This is a genomic window from Trinickia mobilis, assembly GCF_017315705.1.
Classification (GTDB): domain Bacteria; phylum Pseudomonadota; class Gammaproteobacteria; order Burkholderiales; family Burkholderiaceae; genus Trinickia_A; species Trinickia_A mobilis.
The window spans coordinates 177,725-198,548 of record NZ_JAFLRF010000004.1 but is presented as its reverse complement, the minus strand read 5'-3'; the positions used below and the strand labels follow the sequence as shown (position 1 = coordinate 198,548).

Annotated in this window: 23 protein-coding genes and 2 pseudogenes; 13 read left to right on the top strand and 12 right to left on the bottom strand. The window is 59.8% G+C overall.

The features are described from left to right. Positions 1 to 152: 152 nt before the first annotated feature. Entirely contained in the window at positions 153 to 1,526 is a 1,374-nt protein-coding gene (locus J3489_RS07685) for an MFS transporter (protein WP_206997111.1), read from the bottom strand. 501 nt (positions 1,527 to 2,027) lie between these two features. Between J3489_RS07685 and J3489_RS07680 the strand changes: the two genes are divergently transcribed. Continuing rightward, positions 2,028 to 2,438, top strand: coding sequence for a RidA family protein (locus J3489_RS07680; RefSeq protein WP_242539859.1), 411 nt, complete (start codon positions 2,028 to 2,030; stop codon positions 2,436 to 2,438). A gap of 82 nt (positions 2,439 to 2,520) precedes the next feature. On the opposite strand, the gene J3489_RS07675 is transcribed toward J3489_RS07680, so the two are convergent. Beyond that, a complete protein-coding gene (locus tag J3489_RS07675; protein WP_206997110.1) occupies positions 2,521 to 3,609 on the bottom strand; it encodes an ABC transporter substrate-binding protein in 1,089 nt (362 codons plus the stop codon). A gap of 117 nt (positions 3,610 to 3,726) precedes the next feature. Between J3489_RS07675 and J3489_RS07670 the strand changes: the two genes are divergently transcribed. From J3489_RS07670 to J3489_RS07645, 6 genes are read left to right on the top strand one after another with little or no spacing between them, the layout of a single operon-like run. Then, positions 3,727 to 4,641 carry a dioxygenase family protein gene (locus J3489_RS07670; RefSeq protein ID WP_206997109.1) on the top strand — a complete coding sequence of 305 codons (915 nt, stop codon included), beginning with the start codon at positions 3,727 to 3,729 and terminating at the stop codon, positions 4,639 to 4,641. 14 nt (positions 4,642 to 4,655) lie between these two features. Next, on the top strand, positions 4,656 to 5,408 hold the full coding sequence (locus J3489_RS07665) for an SDR family NAD(P)-dependent oxidoreductase (protein ID WP_206997108.1): 753 nt from the start codon (positions 4,656 to 4,658) through the stop codon (positions 5,406 to 5,408). A gap of 24 nt (positions 5,409 to 5,432) precedes the next feature. Next, positions 5,433 to 6,314 carry a beta-keto acid cleavage family enzyme gene (locus tag J3489_RS07660; protein WP_206997107.1) on the top strand — a complete coding sequence of 294 codons (882 nt, stop codon included), beginning with the start codon at positions 5,433 to 5,435 and terminating at the stop codon, positions 6,312 to 6,314. A 26-nt stretch (positions 6,315 to 6,340) separates the two neighbouring features. Next, entirely contained in the window at positions 6,341 to 6,847 is a 507-nt protein-coding gene (locus tag J3489_RS07655; RefSeq protein WP_242539858.1) for a gamma carbonic anhydrase family protein, read from the top strand. 11 nt (positions 6,848 to 6,858) lie between these two features. Next, entirely contained in the window at positions 6,859 to 7,836 is a 978-nt protein-coding gene (locus tag J3489_RS07650) for a quinone oxidoreductase family protein (RefSeq protein ID WP_206997105.1), read from the top strand. Then, positions 7,833 to 8,168: a cupin domain-containing protein gene (locus J3489_RS07645; protein ID WP_206997104.1), complete on the top strand. Its 336-nt coding sequence runs from the start codon at positions 7,833 to 7,835 to the stop codon at positions 8,166 to 8,168. Before J3489_RS07650 ends, J3489_RS07645 begins: the two co-directional genes overlap by 4 nt. Positions 8,169 to 8,393: 225 nt before the next feature. Here the strand turns inward: J3489_RS07645 and J3489_RS07640 are convergent, their stop codons facing one another. The 6 genes and pseudogenes from J3489_RS07640 to J3489_RS07620 all read right to left on the bottom strand — a co-directional run bounded on the left by J3489_RS07640 (position 8,394) and on the right by J3489_RS07620 (position 12,307). Further along, complete coding sequence (locus tag J3489_RS07640) at positions 8,394 to 9,008, bottom strand: hypothetical protein (protein ID WP_206997103.1); 615 nt, start codon at positions 9,006 to 9,008, stop codon at positions 8,394 to 8,396. A gap of 211 nt (positions 9,009 to 9,219) precedes the next feature. Further along, positions 9,220 to 9,426, bottom strand: coding sequence for an H-NS family nucleoid-associated regulatory protein (locus J3489_RS38770; RefSeq protein ID WP_374193437.1), 207 nt, complete (start codon positions 9,424 to 9,426; stop codon positions 9,220 to 9,222). 111 nt (positions 9,427 to 9,537) lie between these two features. Then, positions 9,538 to 9,657: pseudogene (locus J3489_RS07635) on the bottom strand (IS66 family transposase); the annotation flags it as partial. A gap of 496 nt (positions 9,658 to 10,153) precedes the next feature. After that, positions 10,154 to 11,059 (bottom strand): LysR substrate-binding domain-containing protein, encoded by a 906-nt coding sequence (locus tag J3489_RS07630; protein ID WP_206997102.1) that lies wholly within the window; start codon positions 11,057 to 11,059, stop codon positions 10,154 to 10,156. Positions 11,060 to 11,297: 238 nt separating this feature from the next. Next, positions 11,298 to 11,624 (bottom strand): DoxX family protein, encoded by a 327-nt coding sequence (locus tag J3489_RS07625; protein ID WP_206997101.1) that lies wholly within the window; start codon positions 11,622 to 11,624, stop codon positions 11,298 to 11,300. A gap of 47 nt (positions 11,625 to 11,671) precedes the next feature. Further along, on the bottom strand, positions 11,672 to 12,307 hold the full coding sequence (locus J3489_RS07620; RefSeq protein WP_206997100.1) for an isochorismatase family protein: 636 nt from the start codon (positions 12,305 to 12,307) through the stop codon (positions 11,672 to 11,674). Positions 12,308 to 12,452: 145 nt separating this feature from the next. Between J3489_RS07620 and J3489_RS07615 the strand changes: the two genes are divergently transcribed. Further along, complete coding sequence (locus tag J3489_RS07615; protein WP_206997257.1) at positions 12,453 to 12,713, top strand: hypothetical protein; 261 nt, start codon at positions 12,453 to 12,455, stop codon at positions 12,711 to 12,713. Between the two features lie 35 nt (positions 12,714 to 12,748). Then, on the top strand, positions 12,749 to 13,606 hold the full coding sequence (locus tag J3489_RS07610) for a class I SAM-dependent methyltransferase (protein ID WP_206997099.1): 858 nt from the start codon (positions 12,749 to 12,751) through the stop codon (positions 13,604 to 13,606). Between the two features lie 24 nt (positions 13,607 to 13,630). Here the strand turns inward: J3489_RS07610 and J3489_RS07605 are convergent, their stop codons facing one another. The 3 genes and pseudogenes from J3489_RS07605 to J3489_RS07595 form a co-directional block, all read right to left on the bottom strand. Further along, complete coding sequence (locus J3489_RS07605) at positions 13,631 to 14,344, bottom strand: phosphatase PAP2 family protein (protein ID WP_206997098.1); 714 nt, start codon at positions 14,342 to 14,344, stop codon at positions 13,631 to 13,633. A gap of 100 nt (positions 14,345 to 14,444) precedes the next feature. Next, positions 14,445 to 14,576: pseudogene (locus tag J3489_RS07600) on the bottom strand (3-oxoacyl-ACP reductase); the annotation flags it as partial. A gap of 5 nt (positions 14,577 to 14,581) precedes the next feature. Then, positions 14,582 to 15,916 (bottom strand): aminotransferase-like domain-containing protein, encoded by a 1,335-nt coding sequence (locus J3489_RS07595; RefSeq protein WP_206997097.1) that lies wholly within the window; start codon positions 15,914 to 15,916, stop codon positions 14,582 to 14,584. A 99-nt stretch (positions 15,917 to 16,015) separates the two neighbouring features. On the opposite strand from J3489_RS07595, the gene J3489_RS07590 reads away from it, so the two are divergent. Both J3489_RS07590 and J3489_RS07585 read left to right on the top strand, forming a co-directional pair. Next, on the top strand, positions 16,016 to 16,618 hold the full coding sequence (locus J3489_RS07590) for a DJ-1/PfpI family protein (RefSeq protein WP_206997096.1): 603 nt from the start codon (positions 16,016 to 16,018) through the stop codon (positions 16,616 to 16,618). A gap of 227 nt (positions 16,619 to 16,845) precedes the next feature. Continuing rightward, positions 16,846 to 17,898 (top strand): alpha/beta fold hydrolase, encoded by a 1,053-nt coding sequence (locus J3489_RS07585; protein ID WP_206997095.1) that lies wholly within the window; start codon positions 16,846 to 16,848, stop codon positions 17,896 to 17,898. A gap of 36 nt (positions 17,899 to 17,934) precedes the next feature. On the opposite strand, the gene J3489_RS07580 is transcribed toward J3489_RS07585, so the two are convergent. Further along, entirely contained in the window at positions 17,935 to 18,852 is a 918-nt protein-coding gene (locus tag J3489_RS07580; RefSeq protein WP_206997094.1) for a DMT family transporter, read from the bottom strand. Between the two features lie 100 nt (positions 18,853 to 18,952). On the opposite strand from J3489_RS07580, the gene J3489_RS07575 reads away from it, so the two are divergent. After that, entirely contained in the window at positions 18,953 to 19,837 is an 885-nt protein-coding gene (locus tag J3489_RS07575; protein WP_206997093.1) for a LysR substrate-binding domain-containing protein, read from the top strand. Between the two features lie 296 nt (positions 19,838 to 20,133). Continuing rightward, the gene (locus J3489_RS07570) at positions 20,134 to 20,592 is read left to right on the top strand and encodes an Lcl C-terminal domain-containing protein (RefSeq protein WP_206997092.1); all 459 of its coding nucleotides are present in this window, start codon (positions 20,134 to 20,136) and stop codon (positions 20,590 to 20,592) included. Positions 20,593 to 20,824: the final 232 nt, after the last annotated feature.

Sequence of the window (20,824 nt, the reverse complement as noted above, 5' to 3'; positions counted from 1 at the left end):
AGTCATCCTCGATGACCGCCGCCTGTCCAACCGGTGCAAGACTCCTCGCGGGGGCTCTGGTCAGACGGCCGTCGGTAATCGCTTGCCTGTCGAACCGGCGCCGTAGATTGATCTAGCCGGCAGTCCGCGCGCAGACGACGGACCGTGCTCGTTCATTTCGAATTCCTCTGACCGACTGCGACATCAAAATAGGGACTCTCCGGTGGCTGTAGACTGCGTCGACGATAGACCGCCAGCCCGTATATGCTGGCCGCCGCTACTGCAATCGGAATCGAAACGACCGCGAACATGACTGCGGACGCCCAGTGCGCGGCCAACATCAGGCCACCGATCATCGACCCCACAATCGAACCTACGCGACCCATGCCGAGTGTCCATGCGACGCCAGTGGCGCGCGCAGCCGTCGGATAGAAACCGGCCGACAAAATGCTGGTGCCGGTCATCGCGCCCCCTGTGCCGACGCCCGTTACGAAGAGCGCAACGAGAGCGAGCGCGGGCACTCCGGTGAGGTGGCCAAATGACGCCAGACTGACGGCGGCGCATAGAAACGCTCCAGCCACAACATACTGAGGGTTCATGCGGTCCATCAGAAAGCCAAGCAAAACAGCGCCAAGTGCATTACCGGCTAGGTAGAGTGCTGTCATCAACGACGCGTGATCGAACGGCACCCCGCTTTGCTGAATAAGGAGGGTCAGCCAATTACCCAGAAAGTAGACGACGAGCAATGCCATGAATCCGGTAACCCACAAAAACAACGTACCGCCGCGCAGACCTCGTCTCAACAGCTGAGTCATTGGAAGACCAGGCATAGGCGTCTCGTCGCGAGTGAGGTGGGGCGGAGCCGATGAAACGTCTGGTGCGATGCGCTGCATAATCGCGTGCGCATCGAGCTGGCGATTGCGCGTGACGAGATAAGACATCGACTCTGGTAGCCAGATAGCCAATATCACCGCCAGCAGTAGCGGCAACGCACCACCCAAGATCAGCATGGATTGCCAGCCGAAGGTCCCGATCATGCGCGATGCGGCAAGGCCACACAGCACTCCGCCTGCCGAAATGCCGCAGCCAAGCGGAGCGACAAGCGTTGAGCGTAGACGGTCGGGGCTATATTCGACTGCGAGAGTGTAGGCATTTGGCATGGCCCCGCCCAAGCCGAGGCCAGTCAGGAAGCGCAGCGCGATCAGCATGTTGATTGACGCGGACCACGAGGATGCGATACTAAGCATACCGAAAAGTAATACCGCGCAGATCAGCGTGACTTTCCGTCCGAAACGATCTGCTAGCGGGCCGAAGAAAAATGAACCGATTGCGAGGCCGAAAAATCCAGCGCCGAATACCGGTGCCAGCTCTGCAGCGCTCGCGCCAAAGTGAACTTTGAGAGCGGGGGCGATGAAGCCAAGAACGACAGTGTCATAACCATCGAGAACGAGTATCAGAAAGCAGAGAAAGAACGTCCGGATCTGAAAGCCGGACATCTTTCGATCGTTGATAAACGTTCGGACGGTTACAGATTGTACAGCTAGCATTCTGATACTCCTGTTGTGTGAACCACTTCGTCAGATCTATCGACTCGGGTCGTGAACACGCGCAGCCGTTTTCGGGTGGCGACGCACTCAGTGACGTCCTCTTTGGCTTCACAGCGCACTCGGCTTTCTGACGCGTGCCTTTGGTGCTTCGCGGATGACTCCGCTGATTCGGTCCCGCTCAATGCCGGATACGCCGCTTTCATTCTGCGGGCAGGAGCGAATGTATTGCAATCGATTGCATAAGAGAACTAGGGTTTACCTAAATTCAAACGGAGGAAAATTGAAGCCGTTGCCCCGTTCCGGGGCGATAGTTTCGGGTTTTGATCCGTGTTAACCCTGAAAACCAGCCTTTGACAACGTCGACCAAGAAGACACATAATGCAATCGATTGCATCTGACCTTCGCCTGAGCCGCCTTCCTGCGGGGCGTCGAGTCACCAGACGTGCCGCGAATCACATGGCCGGAACCCTACTTTTTAATTACCTAATCAACGAGGCAAACATGGAACAGAACCAACCGTCAAAGCAGGTTCGTGAATATATCAAGCGTGATGCTGCACAAGAGCGAGCGTTTTCCCCCGCAGTGATCACGCAGGGGGGCAGAATCGTCTGGCTGGCAGGGCAGACAGTGGTCGAAGACTCGAACGGCAAGTCGCTGTCGGGCGATTTCGCTGGACAAGCACGCGAGATTTTTTTGCGAATCGGAAAGACGCTCGAACAGGCGGGTGGAACATTGGCGGACATCGTGACGATGACCGTGTCGATCACAGACGCGCGATTCGGCGATCAGTTCACCAAAATCCGCAAAGAGATTTATGGTGATAATTTTCCGGCCAGTGCCTTGATTACTGTAGCGGGACTGGCTAAACCGGAAATGCTCCTGGAGGTGCAGGCAATCGCGGTGGTTGGCTAGTCGTCTGCGATGGCGATATGGAGAATCCGGCGGGTGGGGGGGCGCTCATGCAGTTCACCCCCGCTTTTTTTGCCCCTGCTTCCTAAGTCGCCCAACGCGCCGATGCCCTGGCTTCATCGAGATACTGGCGATCCACGCAAGGCGTTCGCGGCTGGCTGATCTGCGTCGCCGCATGGGTGTCCCGGATGCGCGCTACTTCTGCGAACCCGGCTTCCGCAATCTCCATGTCCTGGATCAACCCGTGCATAGGGTCGACAAGATCTTCGAGCACTGCGTGCGCCTCCGTATCCGAAAGATCACGAAACTGTGTGCGCAACAATTCGCAACAGGCTGTCGAATTGCCAGCGTTAAAAATCCAATTCAACGCCTCGCGGTAAGCAAGAAGGAATCCGATCATCTGCGGGCGGTTTGCGGTCGCCCATGATTTGAGTACCGCCCCGACCGTGCCGAGATAGTCCGGAAACAGCGCGTTGGCCGAGACTAATGTCTTGAATCCTTGCCGTGCGGCGAGTTTTTCGAAAGGTGTGCGCACAAGGGTCGCATCGTGTTTGCCCGCCATCAGGGCACGATATCGATTGCCAGTGCCCCCAGCGGCGTCGAATGTCACTGCGTCGGCGGTAATGTCGTTGCGCAAAAGAATCTCACGCAAGACGTACGCAAAGCCCGTTGTCATGGCGTCGACGGATAGTGTTTTTCCTCTCAGTTGCTGAACCGACGTGACATCCGGGCGCGACACCAGCGAAAGAAAGCCGTGATCGCCGCCCATGAATGCAATCAGATCCGGTGCGCTGCCACTTGCCGTTTCGCCTTGTCCGCCGGTGTACGCAATGACGTTGTCTACACTTGTCAACGCGATATGGGCTGACCCGGCGTTCATCCGGTTGATCATGTCGACCGAGCCTTTGACGTATTCAAGGTCGGCGTCTAGGCCGTGCTTTTCGAACAGGTGCTGGTCCTTGCCAACCCAGAATGGCAGATTAAACGCACCTTCGAACCCGAGAATGCTTAAAGTCGCCAGATCAGTTTTCAATTGTCCCGCCCGTGTTAAAATGCAATCGATTGCATCATACGCAGGGCGCCTGGCGCCGTCAAGATCGTCGCTTCCCGTGTTTTGAATTCGAGTCAACAGCAGACCGCTGAGCAGCTCCCGAGCGCCGATCGCTGCACTCAAGCGGCCGCACGGTCGTCCAACTGAGAGCAGGCACCAGTGCTCAGGAATTTCCAGCTCCTGCTTTGACACATGCGCAATCACGCAGTATGATGCAATCGATTGCAGAGGAGATGAGGCATGTCCAGACTAATGCGGCGCAGCAGTATCGTTACTGACGCAGCGTCGGTAACGGAGATCGTCCATGCGGCGATGAGCAACACTGTAAATCCGCGTCTGAAGGAAATTCTGAATGCGTTGGTCAAACACGCGCACGCATTCTTGAATGAAGCGAAGCTGACAGACGAGGAGTTCGAGCAGGGGCTGGATTTCATCAGACAGGTCGGGCTGACCTGCACGGACAGCCATAACGAGGTTGTGCTCCTAGCCGACGTGCTAGGGTTCTCGACCCTGGTCAAAGTGCTTAACAATTCGGCTCACGACGAGCGCACGGGCGGCGCGTTACTGGGGCCGTTCTATCGCGGTGGTTCGCCTCGTTACGAGCTCGGCGAATCCATCGTGCAGGATGACACACCGGGATCCCCAATCTTCGTAAGCGGGCGCATTCTCGACACGCGCCGCGAGCCGATATGCAATGCAAAGGTCGACGTGTGGCAGGCATCGCCAGCGGGCCTCTACGAAAATCAGGACCCGCACCAGCCCGAGATGAATCTGCGCGGTCATTTCTTAACTGACGAACACGGCGTTTTCAACTTCAGAAGCATACGGCCATCTGGCTATCCGGTTCCAACACATGGTCCTGTCGGGGATTTGTTGCGCATTCAGAAGCGCCATCCATATCGCCCGGCACATCTTCACTTTGTGGTGGTCGCGGATGGTTACTCGACGCTGATCTCACAGATATTCGCCGACGATGCCGAATATCTGGATTCTGACGTCGTGTTCGGCGTGACCCGGGACCTGGTCGGACAGTTCGAGCGACATGAAGTCGGCACCGGCCCCCATCCCGGAGTGAAAGAGCCGTATTACACGCTGGATTGCACTTTCGTTCTTGCAAAAGGCGATTCGACGTTTCCGACGCCGCCTATCAAATGACAGGGTTAGCTGACATGGCAAAAAATACTCTTGAAGGCAAGATCGCGGTGATTGTCGGCGGTGGTGGCGGCATAGGAAAGGCTACGGCACTTCGGCTCGCGTCGTCGGGTGCGCGCATCGTCGTCGTCGGACAACATGATCTCGCACCCGTTCAGGACATCGCAGACAGTCTTGCGGGTGACGGGCACACTGCGGGCTTAGCGTCGATTACCGACAGTGCTACCTTGACCGCGCTCGCACAAAGCGTTCGAGAGCGGTATGGAAAGGTGGATATTTTGGTCAATGCTGCGGGCTTTACTCAGCCTGTCAGACACGCCGACCTCGAAGCTCTGACAGATCAGTTGATTGACGAGATTTTTAAGGTCAACTGGCGAGGGCAATTCGCGGCGATCCGCGCATTCCGAGAACTACTGGTTGCATCGGGCGATGGACTCGTTGTCAACGTGTCGTCGATTTCCGCAACTACCGGCATTGGCAGCAATATTGCGTACTGCGCAGCAAAAGTCGGGCTCGACATCATGGCGGCTTCCCTCGGGCGTGCGCTGGCACCGCACGTCCGCGTAATCAATGTCTCCCCAGGCGTGGTGGATACCAGCTTCGTGCCTGGCCGCGGCGCCGATTTTAACGACAAGGTCGCGAGCACCACGCCGCTCGGTCGGATCGGCACACCGGAAGATACTGCCGCCGCAATCGAGGCATGTGCAACGCACCTTACATTTACCACCGGCACGACTCTTGTGGTCGATGGCGGTCGGCAATTGAACTAGTTGGTTCGGTACTGAGGACATGACATGCACGCACGCAAAACCATCATTACCTGCGCGGTAACTGGAAATTTGACTAAACCGGAACAGCACCCGGCACTGCCCGTCACGCCGGAACAGATCGCTGCCGCATCTCTCGACGCGGCGCGCGCTGGTGCCGCCGTCGTCCATATTCACGTCCGAGACCCTCAAACAGGCCGTCCTTCAATGGACATCGCTCTCTACGCGGAAGTGATCGAACGTATCCGGGCGGTCAACAAGGACCTCATTATCAATCTGACTACGGGGCCTGGCGGCCGCTTCATTCCCGGTGACGAAAACCCGCGACTAGCGGCTGCCGGCACGACCCTGATGCGACCGGAAGACCGCGTGGAACACATTCTCAAGTTGCGGCCGGACATCTGTAGTCTCGACCTTAACACCATGAATTCCGGTGGCGATGTTGTCATCAATACGCCGAAAAACGTCACGCGAATGGCGGCCGTGATTCGCGAAGCAGGGGTCAAGCCGGAACTCGAAATATTTGATTCCGGCGATATGCACCTCGCGCGGGATTTGATCAACGCCGGTGTACTGGACGGCCCAGGATTGTGGACCTTCGTGATGGGTGTCAAATACGGGTTTTCAGCTTCGCCCGAGACCCTGCTCTATGCGCGCAGCTTGCTGCCGAGTGATGCAACTTGGGCGGCATTCGGTGTCGGCCGTTTCGAGTTTCCAATGGTCGCGCAGGCATGGTTGGCGGGTGGACACGTACGCGTCGGTCTCGAGGACAACATCTATATTTCAAAGGGCGTACTTGCGGAAAGCAATGCGGCGCTGGTTGAGCGCGCTCGTGACATCGTGTTGTCTCTCGGCGGCGAGCAGGCTTCAGCACAGGAGGCCCGCGAGCTGCTGGGGTTGAGCCAATGAGCGCAAGACATTGTCCGGATTCGGTCATGCCATCGGTAGACCGAAGTGCGTTTATCGCCACGGGTACCCGATTGATAGGCGAAGTGGATGTCGGTGCACAAACCTCCATCTGGTTTAACTGCGTGTTGCGCGGAGACGTGCAGAAGATCGTGATAGGTTGCCGGACCAACATTCAGGATGGCACGATTGTCCACGGCACTACAAACGGTCTGCCGGTTATGGTCGGGGATGATGTAACCGTGGGGCACGGCGCCATTCTGCATGCGTGCACGATCGAGAATGGTGGTTTTGTTGGATTTGGCGCTCGGGTGCTGGACGGCGCCGTTGTCAGATCGGGCGGGATGCTTGCCGCCGGTGCCGTATTGCCCCCGCGCAAGGTGGTAGAACCCGGTGAGCTTTGGGCAGGCCATCCTGCTCGCCTGGTGCGCACGCTAACTGATAAGGAGCGTGCGGACATGGTCGCAACGACAATGCGTTATGTGGTGCTCGCCGATCGCTACAACGCTGCGAAATATACTATTTTTAATTATTAGGATGACGAATAATGAAGGCAATTTATGTTACGGCGCCGAGTGCCAACCTCGACTCCCTCGTGCTCGATATCGTGGCGCAGAACGAACCCGAAGTTGGCGCGGAAGAGTGTCTGATCGAGGTGGTAAGCGCTGGTGTTAATCCAAGCGATGTCAAGGCGGTTCTCGGCGCGATGCCAAATGCGATCTGGCCTCGCACGCCGGGGCGCGATTACGCGGGTGTTGTGCTAAGAGGACCGTCGGCGCTGGTCGGCAAGCATGTGTGGGGTAGCGGCGGCGAGCTCGGGATTCGCCGCAACGGCTCCCATGGGCGCTTTCTTGTTGTGCCTGCGAGCGGAGTGCGGGAAAAGCCCGCGAACCTGACCATGGAAGAGGCGGGCTCGATTGGCGTGCCGTTCATCACGGGCTTTGAAGGACTGCGGCGTGCAGGCAGCGTAAAAAAGAACGACGTTGTTCTTGTATTAGGCGCAAACGGCAAAGTGGGGCAGGCGGCAATTCAGCTTGCGACCATGGCCGGTGCAAAGGTGTTCGGCGTTGAACGCACCGCCCAGCCATACCTTGGGCACGCGAGCGGCGACGTGATCATGATCGACGCCTCGTCGCAATCAATAGACGAGATCGTGCGTGAGAAGACAGGTGGCCACGGCGCTGATATCGTATACAACACGGTCGGCAGCCCATATTTCGAGCAGGCTAACAAGGCGCTCGCTAAACGCGGCACGCAGATCTTCATTTCGACAATCGATCGAGCAGTGCCGTTCGATATCTTTTCGTTTTATCGCGGCCAGCACACCTTTGTTGGTGTCGATACGCTCGCCATCGACAGTGTCAACGGTGCGCAGATACTCGACCAGCTATTGCCCATGTTCGAAAGCGGCGCCTTGAAGCCGTTCCCAATTGATCACGAGTTTGTTTTTTCCATCGATGACGCTGTGCTCGCTTATCAGGCTGTATTGCGAGGCAGTACCAACCGGGTGTTGCTCAAACCATGAACGTCACCCGCTACGGCGACGCGCCGCAATACTTCCCGGACGGCCATGTTTCGATGCGTTGCGTAAGACTGCAGGGGCACGAAGCGGGCCCAGCGGAATCGCTGTGGTTAGGCGTGTCGACGATCGAGCCCGGAGGATACACGACCATGTCCGCATCAGCGGTCGAAAAGCACTATGTCGTGCTGGCGGGTGAACTTACCGTGGAGACAGACGACGGCGCGATGTTGTTGCTCGCCAACGACTCCTGCAGACTGGCGCCGAATGAACGACGGGCGTTGAAAAATCTATCGTCTGCACCCGTTTCGGTACTGTTGGCAATGCCGTTCGCATAGTTGCCTGCAAGCCGCATGACGTACGGATTCGGCAGATGCGAAAGAATGACGTCAGGGCAACGACGAGTTGTCGCACCGTTCCGAGCAGCAGGCGGCGGCGCTGCAACAGACGGCGGCGAGTGTCGAGGAGTTGACCGCGGCCGTGCAGCAGAACGCAGCGAGCGTGTTACACGCGACGGACCTCGCTCGCCTCGCGCGCGCCTGTGTTGTCACCGAAGGCATTGACTATGAACGGGAACCCGCTCCTGCGTTCGACAGCAATCGACGCCGAACAATCATCAGCATGCAAATGCCGACTGACGCCACGATGTTGACAGTCGGATAAAACGCGACTGCTACAGTCCACTTTCTCAGGGCCAGCACTGCCAGAGCATATTTGAGGACACACAGCGCGAAATAGGTGAGGCTTTCGCTCCAGGGATCGCGGATAGTCTTGCGGACTGTTGGACCGAGACCTGCAAGTTCGATTAGTGTCACAAGGCAGACTGAGATCGTCGGGTCCTCAGTCAGTACCAGAAAGGGAATTGCTGAGAAGGCGGCTCCGAGAAAAAGCCAATCAGATCCTGTCCAGCCTCTCTCGCCTCGAAAAATGCTGGCCAGGAAGGTAAGAAGACATGTGATGGCAATCGCCGCCGTGCACCAGGCCGAAGGACCGGCACCCGCAACAAATTGACCGGCAGCAGCGATAGCCGTTACGACCGACCAGATTAGCCACGTGAAAAGATGGGGACGAACGGCGCGTCTACAAATCGCGAGTCCATACGGAACGGCTGCTATAAGAGACACGGCAGAACCGACGACTCCAAAGATCGAAGCAGTACTCTGATCGACGTTCACCATTGTCGTGCCCTCGTTCATCCAAATCGACCAGTATGTGGTCGGTCGGGTGGGATGCAACGTTTCGAGCTTCTCGCGAATCGGCGCTGGCGTAAGTGTCGCCCAGCATCGTATGCCAGCTCGTCGAGCCTTGTATTTTTCGGACGGGAGCTAACCGTATATACGTTTTTATATTGTTCCCGCTGTTAAAACGTCTGACGTTCAACGTGCCGCACTACGATGGACGAACGGTTGCCAATCGGGCGCCGGCAAGCGGGTCTCTGCTCCAGTCGATAGTCGCGTGTCCGCGGTTAGTCGACTTTGATGCGCTCGCAACGGCGAAGTGCTCCAACGGCTGCCCAGCGCTTTCGGCTTGATTTAGCCATTGGGGCATATCGCCTTTGCCGTCCCAGGTCTCGCCAAAAGCGTTCCTATGGCGCACCGACTTCCGTTAGCGGCGCGGCTTGCCATGCGCTAAGTATCGGCGTGCGAAGGGTCTGCGTCGATATCGAATCCTGAAAACACTGTTTTTCCCGGGATACAAGTGTCGAAAACGGCTGAGCTCAACACCGTCACGCGCGTAAATCGCTGCCTGCCGGTAAGCGGGGAGATGATCACAGAACGTTCCCACCAGCACATGCGCGAGCAGCCCCGGACCCGGCGTACCGCGATCCGTGCACCATGACCGGCAGCAATGTATCTACACGGTCATGATCGGGCGGTTACCCTGAAAGTCGGTTCGGCCAGCATTCTTTAAGATCGCACAGGCTTGCCGCACATCATGATGAAATGGGAGGGGGATCCATGGCTCCTTCGAACTGGGTATGTCGGAAGCTATGAGCGGAGAAGTGTTTGCCGATCGTGAAAGGTACGCCTCTGACAGGTTTCGTGATGCGGATCGAACTTGCGAGCATGAGATGCCACCTTAGATATGGGTGTGTGTGCCGATGGTGAGTCCATTCCAGCAAGCGGCCAGACACCCCGTTGAGCTGGCATTCATAGTAGTTGGAAACGCGCTGCGGTATAACCGTGCGAAATTGGACATAGCGTGCTACAGATGGGACGATGTCGCTCTGCCGCTGTCTGGTGTTAAGAGGTGCCGTGCTCTATTGGAAGAGATGCATGGACTTGCTAAGCGATTTTCTTGGCACAGAGGGTGTACACGCGCGTCAAAAAACAAGGACCTTGGGAATCTCGTTCAACAAGAAATCCACGAAGGCTCGCACCGACGGTAACATCCCGTGCCGAAACGGGAGCAATGCTGTAAGAGTCGACTCGCCTGCAGACCACTCCGGCAGGATTGGCTTTAGCGTTCCCCGAATCACTTCCTCCCGGCAAATATAGGCCGGTAACGCAACGATTCCCAAACCTTGTTGCGCCGCGGATTTGAGCGCAAGCATGTCCTCACTCATTAGCCGAGGGCGCAGCGGTACCCTATGCTCCGCTCCTAGGGCATCTCGAAGTCGCCATTCAGCTCGAACACCCGCTCTTACCATAAATAGAGCGTGGTGTTCCTCAAGTTGAGAAGGGCTGATTGGAATACCATGCTTTTCGGCATATGGTAGTCCTGCAAATAAGCGCCAAGGCGCAGAGCCAAGCTGCCGTCCAATCAGGTTCGAGTCTGGCAGCGCGCTCGAATGCGCCCTGATAGCCAGATCAAAATTCTCCGCCACCAGGTCTACCGATGCATCGGTTACATGCTGGACGACGCTGATCTTCGGGTGCCTGTTGAGGAAATCGGGCAATAGCCTATCCGTTGCAAACTGTGCTATCGCCGCGGCGGTGGTAAAGCGGATACACCCACTGGGTTCGATCTGTGCGTCACGCACGACCGCTTCTGCCGCCTGGGCCTCTTGCAGCATCAACGCCGCGTGCTTATAGAAATTTTGTCCGGCCTCAGTCACGCTGAACGTTCTCGTCGTCCTGTTGATCAAGCGTGTGCTCAACGCCGCTTCGAGTTGCTGAATTCGATAACTGACGGTCGACTTAGGCACAGACAAAGCACGGGCCGCCGCAGTTATTCCATGACGGTCGACGACATGAACGAAGTAATAGAAATCGTTGAGATCCAGCATAATTTCCTGACAGTTTCAGCTGGCCAGCATCCGAACAAACACAGTTCGCGCAGCGCAGTCGCAGTTGCCGTCGTCAAGGCCCCTCGCCGACGCAATGCTTTCTGACCGTGTGATTTACTGTCCGTAATCTTAGCTGTCAAATTTGCCTGGCAACCTCCCGCATTCGGGACTGATCGTTCACAGGCTGGAACGATCAGTCCCGGGCCGAATATCCTCGGCCTTTGCCTGGATCCGCCGCTCAACGCGATGCATAGGTTTGGTTGAGCGTGACAATAAGAAGAAAGAACAATACGAGCGGATATTGCATTCTCATCCATTCTCTCGATCGTGCGAACGAAACCAATACTCCCAGCGTGACCACAAGCAAAACGAAAGCCCCGAACCATTGCGTTCTTGTCACGAATAGCAAGAGCGAGCCAACCAGTTCGACGATCGCGATGGTGACTCTGAACCCGTCCGGGTATCCCCATTTTTCAAACTCGGCGCGGATGACCCTTGGGCCGATGAGATTGACGACACCTGCGGAGAGAAAAGCACATGCGATGATAATGTTCACGTATTCCATGGTTCCAAGGTTCAGTTGGCTACGCACAGCCGGGTATCGTCGGCTGTTCAGCCGGCCTGCGCCGAGGACTGCCAATAGTGTTTCAGACCGAACACCATGTTGCTGAAAGGAATGCCCAAGCCAGCATATACGGCCTGCGATTCAGGTGCCGCGTTGTCGCCGAGCAGCTCGACAGCAACCGTCGAATAGCCAACCGGGACGACACCGGCTTGCACCATGCGGGCGACGCCGAGGTCTACCTGAATCTGTGAAAAACCGCCTGAAGCATCGACCACCGCGTACGACGCATATCCGTCGCGTAGCGCTGCGATGGCGGGGAACGCCAAACATACGTCGGTGGAGATGCCGGTTACGATGATGTGCTTGCGACCGGTCGCCTGAACTGCCCGGACGACTCGGGGGTCATCCCATGCGTTGACGGTAGTTCGTTCGATAACATCGTGTTTTCCTAGCGCGGCAGCCAGTTCGGGGATCATAGGTCCCCACATGCTTTCAGTCGTGGTTGTAACCACAATTGGAATATCGAGCGCGAGGGCTGCCTTGGTGAGGCCGATCACGTTGTGCTTGAGTTCAAGGGCGGCAATGTCACGCACCCCGGTGTAGAGCCCTTCTTGGTGGTCGACGTGCAACAGAACGGCGTTGTGTTTGGTAAGCTTTTCCTTCGATGGCAGTTGTCCTGACATGACACACTCCTTGAGTTTTCGGCAGTGAACATTCTGACACCGCCGTCTATGCCGGAGGGGAGCTTTGTCGGCCAATGCATCGGATTCAGTTTCCTGATTGATGAACGATGGATGTGAATTAATCATTCGAAGACGTTTTTCAGCTATGAACAAGTGCCGTTACTGCGGAAAAGTCCGTGACGAATGGGACTGCCACGGGCAGGAGTGCCGCACGGCCATCGCCAAAGCCTTGCGTCGTCAGCGCTCGGGCCTGCCGATGGTGCGCGATGTCATCCGCAACGAGATTCCCGCTGGCGCGACGACGGGCGAGGTGATCGCCGTGCTGTCGCGCCAGCGCTTGCGCGCCCGCCGCAGCAACGAAGAGCGGCGCGAGCGCAAAGCCATAGAAGACGGCGACGGCGATTGATTCGCTCTGGATCGGCACAAAAAAAGGAGTACGCCATGCACGAAAAGCACGCTGCTGCGCCGGACAGCACAGCGATAAGGGTCGCTCTGTGGCGGGCCATGCACGTTCAAATCGATTCGCCGCCCCATGTGCTCGAAGACGAGATCGGCTTGCAGCTGGCCGCACCGGACGAAGGCTGGCGCAGCCGGCCGGACATGCACCCGCAAGGCACCAGCGGCTACCGCGCGGCGATCGTGGGCCGCGCGCGCTACATCGAGGACTGGGTCGTCGAACAGGCGGGCCGCGGCGTCGAACAGTACGTCATACTCGGCGCGGGCCTGGACAGCTTCGCTCAGCGCAGGCCGGCGATCGCTTCGCGCATACGTGTTTTCGAGGTGGACCAGCCTGGCGCGCAGGCATGGAAGCAGGAGCGCCTGATCGAACTCGGTTTTGGCATTCCCGATTGGCTGCGGCTCGTGCCGGTCGACTTCGAGGCGGGCCAATCGTGGTGGGAGCAGATGGCGGCCGCCGGCTTCGAGGCTGAACAGCCTGCAGTGGTGGTCTCCACCGGCGTCTCCATGTACCTCACCAGAGAAGCAAATCTCGCAACGCTGCGTCAGATCGCGAAGCTCGCGCCGGGCTCGACGCTCGCGATGACGTTCTTGCTGCCGCTGGAACTCGTCGACCTGGAGGATCGGGCGCAGCATCAGATGGTTTATGAACGCGCCCGGGCGGCGGGGACGCCGTTCGTCAGTTTCTTCAGCCCGTCGGAAATGCTGGAGCTGGCCCGCGAAGCGGGCTTCAGGCAGGTTCAGCACGTTTCCACCGGCGACCTCGTGCAGCGTTACTTCGTAGGCCGAACCGATGGTCTGCGGCCGTCGAGCGGCGAGTCGTTTTTGGTGGCAGCGATCTAGGGTCGGTGCAAGGCGTGATTGACGTCAATGCAACAAGCCGTGCGCCAACACGCGCAGCTCGTCGAATTGCGTCGTCAACTCGAAAGTCAGCAGGAACGCCCCGCCGTAAAACACGCCGGGATAGCGCTGTGCGAATGCCAGCATCGGTGCAGCGATGCGCGTGCGTATGGCGTTCACGTTCATCAAGCATGCGATGCCGATGCCGAGTACCGCACCGGCGAGCACGTCCGTTGGGTAGTGCAGACCGAGAAAGATGCGCGGCAGGCCGATCAGCACGATCGCGTGGAATAGCGCGTAAATGCCCACGGGCCGCGAGGCGAGGAAAATGCCCATGGCGACCGCGGACCAGAGCATCACGTGATCGCTCGGAAATGCACTCCACGTTCGCAGCACCGGCTCATCGACCTTGGCCTCCGGAAAGAACGCACGCAGCGCAGGTTCATACATCGGCCGCAGGCGGAAGGGCAGATAGTGCGCAAGCAGGCGACCGGCCGCCAGCGCGATAAACCCGCTTGCAATCGCGATCACGACGATTTCGCACTCGCGTCGCCTCAAGGCCGCACCGTCAGGCCCTTCCGCGCGTTCGGACCTGAACCAGATCCACCATAGCAGCGCAGTCAATGCCACGCCCTTGAACAGATACATGCTCACCATGGTTTCGAGTACGTGGTCGAAACGCGGCGAGTGGATGGCCACCGGACTCATGAACCCGATGAGCCATGTATCGATGTTGTTCATTGGCCTATACGTCCTTCCCGGCTGGTAAGGACAATTATTGGATTCCCATGAACACGCGGTATGTGCGCTGACGCATGGTGTGCCGGACTTTTACGCCAGCCTAGATCGCCATGCCCCCCGACACCTCGATACGCTGCGCGTTGACCCAGCGATTGTCTTCGGACAGCAGCGACGCGATCATCGGACCGATGTCGTCGGGCAAGCCTGCACGGCCGAGCGCAGGCATGGCCGCCGCGATCAACAAGCCTGTTCCCGGACCACCCGTTCGACGACCTGCAGGGCCGCGCGCAACCCGTCGAGGCCGACGGAGCCGAGCGCCAGGCGGATCGCGTGCGGCACCTGTTTCGAGGTCGCGAAGGGCTCTGCCGTCGACACGGACAGGCCTTCGTCCAAGAGCGCGGCTGCCACACGGTCGGCCCTTACCTCCAGCGGCAAGGCGAGCCAGACGAAGTACGACGCCGGATGGCCGACGAGCGTCAGCCCGGCCAATGTCTCCCTTGCGATGGCCTGCCGCGCTGCCGCATCGCGCCGCTTCTCGGCTTCGAGGCGTTTCACCGTACCGTCGTCGAGCCACGCGCAGGCAAGGGCTGTCACGATTCCCGGCGTGTTCCAGGTCGTCACTCGGATGGCCCGTTCGAGCTTCGGCACCCACGCGGCCGGGGCGGCGACAAAGCCGAACCGCAGGCCGGTTGCCACGCTCTTCGACAGTCCCGAGACGTAGACCGTCGCTTCCGCTGCCAGCGTCGCGAGCGGGGCGGGCGGATCTTTTTCCAGGAACGCGTAGGCCGCGTCCTCGATGGCGATCAGGCCATGCCGGCGCACGATGGCCGCCAGCCGGCGCCGCCAGCTTGCGCTGCTCACCCAGCCGAGCGGATTGTGGAGCGTCGGCATGACGTAGGCCGCGCGAACGCGGCGGCGCAGGCACAGCCGCTCCAGGGCGTCCAAGTCCGCTCCCTGTCCGGCCGAGGGAAGCGGCGCCAGTTCCAGACGAAGCATTTCGGCAAGCACCTTGAAGCCGGGATAGGTCAGGGCGTCGACCGCGACCACGTCGCCCGGCCGCAGCAGCGCCATCGCCGTCACGGCCAAGCCGTGCTGCGCGCCGTCGACGACCAGCACATTGCCCGGCTCGACAGCGAGACCCCGTGACAACAGGTGCCGCGCAACGCAGGCGCGCTCATGGGGCCAGCCGCCGTGCGGCCCATAGCGCAGCAGCGCCTCGAGATTGCCTCCCGCCGCGAGCTGCCGCAAGGCGCGGCTCAGCAGCTTGGCTTGCCCCGGCAGCGCCGGATAGTTGAAGTTCAGATCGACGAGGCCGGCGGCCACCGCCCATTGGTCGACGCCCAAGCCGCGCGGCAGGACGGTCTCGCGCACGAACGTGCCGCGGCCCACTTCGCCGCTGACGAGGCCCATCGATTCGAGTTCGGCATACACGCGGGTGGCCGTGACCAGCGCGATGCCGTGGCGCTCCGCGAGCCGGCGGTGGGTGGGCAGGCGGGTGCCCGGCGGCAGACGGCCGGAGCGGATCTGCGCCGCCAGTTCATCGACCAGCGGCAGATATCGGGCTTGGGTCATGGCACGCGATGTACTAAGGACAATTTTTTGATTGTATTGGGTATTGAGCCTACGATGCCTCACATCTCAGCCCGGCCGGGCTCCGTGCCCGGGAACGCCATGCATATCGCCATCCTCACGTTCGAAGGTTTCAACGAGCTCGACTCGATCGTCGCCCTCGGCATCCTGAATCGCGTCAAGAAGCCCGGCTGGCAAGTGACTTTGTGCTGCCTGCAGCAAGAGGTCACTTCCATGAACGGCGTAACGGTTCGCGCCCAGACGGCACTGGAGGACGCGCGTACAGCCGACGCAGTCATCGTCGGCAGCGGGATACGGACACGGGAGGTCGTCGAAGATGCAGGACTGATGGCCCGCCTGGCGCTCGATCCGTCGGGTCAACTGATCGCCGCACAGTGCTCGGGCACCCTGGTCTTGGCCAAGCTCGGTCTGCTCGGCAACGTCCCGGCGTGCACCGACCTGACGACGAAGCCTTGGGTGCAGGCAGCGGGCGTGGAGGTTTTGAACCAGCCGTTCTATGCCCACGGCAACGTCGCGACGGCGGGCGGCTGCCTGGCTTCGCCTTACCTCGCGGCCTGGATCATCGCTCGTACGGAAGGCAGCGAGACTGCCGCCTCGGCACTGCACTACGTTGCGCCCGTCGGCGAAAAGGAGGTGTACGTGGAGAACGCCATGAAGAGAATTACGCCGTACTTGCCGCGATGATTCGTGCGACGCGGCTCAAGGCCCATGCGTCGGGTCAGTGAGCGCCTTGAGTGACGCTCGCCGCGACCGCCTAGTATCTCGCTTGTTTCCTGGAACGGCGTTTTTGTCAGCGCCTGTATCGACGCACGCAATGGATACATTGCAATACAAAGAGGACCCGCGCCGTCCCGATAGAACGGCTAAGCTGGCGTCTCATGACCCTTGCGTGTCGCTTCAGGAGAGGAAAAGTGCCGGAGAAAATCGATTCGCGCCGTCGCGGCTTCATGGGCGCCTCGGCCTTGATGCTGGCTGCTGCCCAGTTCGGCGTGTTGGGTTCCGCAAGCGCCCAGACTCGTTTGTCGAAGCCGGCGACGCTGCCGCCGATCAAGCCGGGCAGCCACACGTCATTTGCGTCGCTCAAGCAGATCAATGCCGGACTGCTCGACGTAGGCTACGCCGAGGCGGGTCCGGCCGACGGACCCGCGGTCATCCTGCTGCACGGCTGGCCCTACGATATCCACAGCTTCGTCGATGTCGCGCCACTGCTGGCGTCCCACGGGTATCGCGTGATCGTCCCGTACCTGCGCGGCTACGGTTCGACACGTTTCTTATCCGGCGAAACCATGCGCAACGGCCAACCGTCTGCCATCGCAGCCGATATCGTCGCGCTGATGGATGCGCTCAATATCCAGCAAGCGATCCTCGCCGGTTTCGATTGGGGCGCGCGCACCGCCGACATCATCGCGGTGCTGTGGCCGCAGCGTTGCAAGGCTTTGGTGTCGGTCAGCGGCTACCTGATCGGCAGTCAGAAAGCGGGCATGACGCCGTTGCCGCCCGAGGCCGAGCTCCAGTGGTGGTATCAGTTCTATTTCGCCACGGATCGCGGCCGGGCCGGCTACGAGAAATACACGCACGATTTCGCGAGGTTGATCTGGAGGCTGGCCTCGCCCAAGTGGCAGTTCGACGACGCGACCTTCGAGCGCAGTGCGGCGGCCTTCAACAATCCCGACCATGTCGACATTACCATCCACAACTATCGTTGGCGGCAGGGTCTCGCCGCGGGCGAGGCGAAATACGACGTGTTCGAGCAGCAACTCGCGTCGGCTCCGCCGATCGACGTGCCTAGCATCACCATGGAGGGTGACGCCAACGACGCTCCGCACCCGCCGTCCAGCGCCTACGCAGCGAAGTTCACCGGCAAATACGAGCATCGAACCATCACGGGCGGCATCGGCCATAACCTGCCGCAGGAAGCGCCACGGGCATTCGCTCAGGCCGTGATCGACGTCGACAGGTTTTAGTGCGGCCATCCGGCGCGCGGAGGGCTGCACTCAAATTCAGCCGAGCGCCTTCGATGTCCGAGGCGAGGCTGCGGGCGCGGGCTGCCTGCGGCTTTGCAGGAGATACACACCGCCGAGAATGGCCGCCATGGCGAACAGGTCGAGCGGGCGCATCGGCTCGTGAGCGATCGTCAAGCCCATGAGCAACGCGACCACCGGCGGGATATAGGTCACGCTCGAAGCCGCGAGCGCACCGAGCCGCCCGACGATGAAGTAATAAAGGATGTAGGCCACGCCCGTGCCCGACAGACCGAGCCCCAGCACGAGGCCGGCAAAGGCGCGCGGATCGCCGGTGACGCGAGTCATGCCGTGAAAATCGGTGACGCAACTGAGCACGACAAGCGCGAAGCCGATTTGCCAGGTGGACAGCGCGAGGGGCGAGAGATCGAGGCCGGAGAGGAAGCGCCGCGCGTACACGAACGAGCATCCGACGCTCAGCGAACCGGCGGCCATATAAAACACCCCGAGCAGATTCACGCCCGCACCGTGCGCATTCCACGGCTGTGCGATGAGGAGCACACCGGCGAACCCGGCGAGGATGCCGCAGATCATCCGCCCGGTCGGGCGTTCCTGCCGCAACAGCGCCCATGCGCAAAGGAACGAAAACAGCGGAATCGCTCCGCTCAGCATGCCGGCCACGCTGGACAGCAGCAGCGCCGCGCCCTTCGCAAACGCGTAGTAGTAGACGGCGGTCGCGAGCAGCGACATGACGAAGAAATGATGCGCGTGCTTCAGATGCCGCCACTTCAGCGCCCCGGTGAAGAGCGCGAAAGCCAGTATCGGCACGAAGCCGAACAGCACGCGGAGAAACACGATCTGGCTGGCGGATAGATCGACGCTCGCCCACTTCATGAACATGAAGTTGGTGCCCCAGATGAGGCCGAGCGCGGCGAAAGCGAGGTAGGCAGGATTCACGGCAATGAGCTTGAAGAAAGGTTCGTGGCTTCATTGTCGTTACGGCGCCGATGCGGTACAAATGATTTAATGTCCCTCGATGCTATAGAGAAACTATGCCATGCGACCTATCCCGCCCATGAAAGCCTTGGTGGCTCTGGAGGCTGCTATGCGGCTCGGCAGTTTTACTCTAGCTGCCGAAGAGCTGAGCGTGACGCCTGGCGCGGTCGGCCAGCAAATCCAGAAGCTCGAAGCGTGGCTCGGCGTCGCCCTGTTCGTGCGGCAGATAAGGCAGGTGACGCCGACTGCCGAAGGCCGCGCGTATTTCGCACGGATCCAGCCGGCGCTCGCGGAGATCATCCATGCAAGCCGCCGCTTGCGGGAACGTCAGAACAAAGGTCTGCGGCTTTCGATGCCGCCGAGCTTCGCCGCCAAGTGGTTCGCTCCGCGCATGGCGGACTTGCTGCAGGCGCACCCGGGGATCGCGCTGAGCCTCTCGACGTCCGCTACGCTGGTCGATTTCGATCTCGATGCCGTCGATCTTGCGGTCCGATACTTCAATGGCGCCGACCCGCGGCTTTCGGTCCAACTGCTTTGCCCCGATGAGGGGCGCGTCTACTGCAGCCCGGCTTACGCGAAGAAGTGGCAATTGAAGCAGCCCGAAGATCTTCGATCCGCGACGCTGCTTCACAATTCGTTGCATCCGCACTGGTCGGCCTGGTTGGCGCGCTTTGGCAACCTTGGCGATGCGCAGATCGAGGCGATCGCCGGCATTCAATTCGACCAGTCGCTGATGGCGATCGAAGCGGCCGTGCGCGCGCAAGGGGTGGTTCTGACGAGTGCCATCCTGGTCGAAGCCGAGCTTGCAGAGGGATCGCTTGTCGAACCGTTCGGCAAAGCGCTTTCATTGCCGACTGGATACTATCTCGTGCACCCCGATACGGATGAACTTCCGCAAGGCGTGAAGTTGCTGAAAGCGTGGTTCGCCGACAGGATGGCGGCTTGACGCAGCCCTTCCGAATGAATCACGCAGATGGACCAAAGTCCTATTTCGATTTCCGCACTTACCTATTAGCCTGAATCTGCGGGACTGCGGCTGCAGCAAGCGCGGCCCTGGCAACGGGAGCGCAGACTATGGGCAAATTCAGATTCGTCAGGCTCGCCGACGGAGTCAGGCGTACGACTGCTTGCAAAGCGCGTGTGGCGGATGCGCTGCTTGTGGGAATTGTCTCGGTGACTTTGTCCGTTGCGCCGGGCCGAGCGCGAGCGCTACCCCCTGGACCTCCGGCCGGCAGCATTTGCATGCCGCCCGGCAATTACCCGGTTGCGGACCGCGCGGACCTCGTGCTGCGTTCGCCCCTTTGTTTCAGCCCGCCTGCACGTGTTGCACAAGGCGGCAAAGCCACCTTGGGTCGCAGCGTCAAGCGCGATTCGTTCAGCGGTACGGCAGTGGGCGGCTATACCTACGGCGAGGCAGTCCACTATTGCCTCGAGCGTCACATGCGCTTGCCGTCGACCGACGAGCTCAAAGCGCTGGTCGGTTACGCCAATGGCCCTGAGCATCCTCACGGCGGCTACGCGATCGTCGCTTCCAAGGACGACGAGCGCTATCCCGGAGGGGTGTACGGGTGGGGCGGACAACTTGCGTACTGGTCCTCGACTTTCGGCGGAAGCCGGTTCCACCATGTCGTGTGGTTGACGGACGGCCGAGGCGGTCCCTATCACGACTCGCATCGCGCTTACGTTAGCTGCGTGAAATAGCGGCGGCGGTCACTGGCCGAGGACAGCGAGCGCCACGCGCATGGGCAAGACGGAGACGGTGAGATCCTGGATCAAGCAAAAATATGGCCACTACGGAATGGCGGAATGGCCCAGCCGCTCGGTGAAAACGATTCCGCAAATATGTCGGGCAAGCGAAGAAAAAGTAACTATCATCCAATGGTGTCTGCCGCACGATCGTATCGATGGCTACTGCCACTCGAAAATCCAAATA

Coding starts and splice junctions, on each gene's coding strand:
- J3489_RS07570 (WP_206997092.1), top strand. CDS start 20,134: ATGCCGCCCGGCAATTACCCGGTTGCGGACCGCGCGGACCTCGTGCTG.
- J3489_RS07660 (WP_206997107.1), top strand. CDS start 5,433: ATGCACGCACGCAAAACCATCATTACCTGCGCGGTAACTGGAAATTTG.
- J3489_RS07670 (WP_206997109.1), top strand. CDS start 3,727: ATGTCCAGACTAATGCGGCGCAGCAGTATCGTTACTGACGCAGCGTCG.
- J3489_RS07625 (WP_206997101.1), bottom strand. CDS start 11,624: ATGGAATACGTGAACATTATCATCGCATGTGCTTTTCTCTCCGCAGGT.
- J3489_RS07590 (WP_206997096.1), top strand. CDS start 16,016: ATGCATATCGCCATCCTCACGTTCGAAGGTTTCAACGAGCTCGACTCG.
- J3489_RS07680 (WP_242539859.1), top strand. CDS start 2,028: ATGGAACAGAACCAACCGTCAAAGCAGGTTCGTGAATATATCAAGCGT.
- J3489_RS07655 (WP_242539858.1), top strand. CDS start 6,341: ATGCCATCGGTAGACCGAAGTGCGTTTATCGCCACGGGTACCCGATTG.
- J3489_RS07605 (WP_206997098.1), bottom strand. CDS start 14,344: ATGAACAACATCGATACATGGCTCATCGGGTTCATGAGTCCGGTGGCC.
- J3489_RS07595 (WP_206997097.1), bottom strand. CDS start 15,916: ATGACCCAAGCCCGATATCTGCCGCTGGTCGATGAACTGGCGGCGCAG.
- J3489_RS07630 (WP_206997102.1), bottom strand. CDS start 11,059: ATGCTGGATCTCAACGATTTCTATTACTTCGTTCATGTCGTCGACCGT.
- J3489_RS07575 (WP_206997093.1), top strand. CDS start 18,953: ATGCGACCTATCCCGCCCATGAAAGCCTTGGTGGCTCTGGAGGCTGCT.
- J3489_RS07685 (WP_206997111.1), bottom strand. CDS start 1,526: ATGCTAGCTGTACAATCTGTAACCGTCCGAACGTTTATCAACGATCGA.
- J3489_RS07640 (WP_206997103.1), bottom strand. CDS start 9,008: ATGGTGAACGTCGATCAGAGTACTGCTTCGATCTTTGGAGTCGTCGGT.
- J3489_RS07650 (WP_206997105.1), top strand. CDS start 6,859: ATGAAGGCAATTTATGTTACGGCGCCGAGTGCCAACCTCGACTCCCTC.
- J3489_RS07645 (WP_206997104.1), top strand. CDS start 7,833: ATGAACGTCACCCGCTACGGCGACGCGCCGCAATACTTCCCGGACGGC.
- J3489_RS07620 (WP_206997100.1), bottom strand. CDS start 12,307: ATGTCAGGACAACTGCCATCGAAGGAAAAGCTTACCAAACACAACGCC.
- J3489_RS07610 (WP_206997099.1), top strand. CDS start 12,749: ATGCACGAAAAGCACGCTGCTGCGCCGGACAGCACAGCGATAAGGGTC.
- J3489_RS07665 (WP_206997108.1), top strand. CDS start 4,656: ATGGCAAAAAATACTCTTGAAGGCAAGATCGCGGTGATTGTCGGCGGT.
- J3489_RS07615 (WP_206997257.1), top strand. CDS start 12,453: ATGAACAAGTGCCGTTACTGCGGAAAAGTCCGTGACGAATGGGACTGC.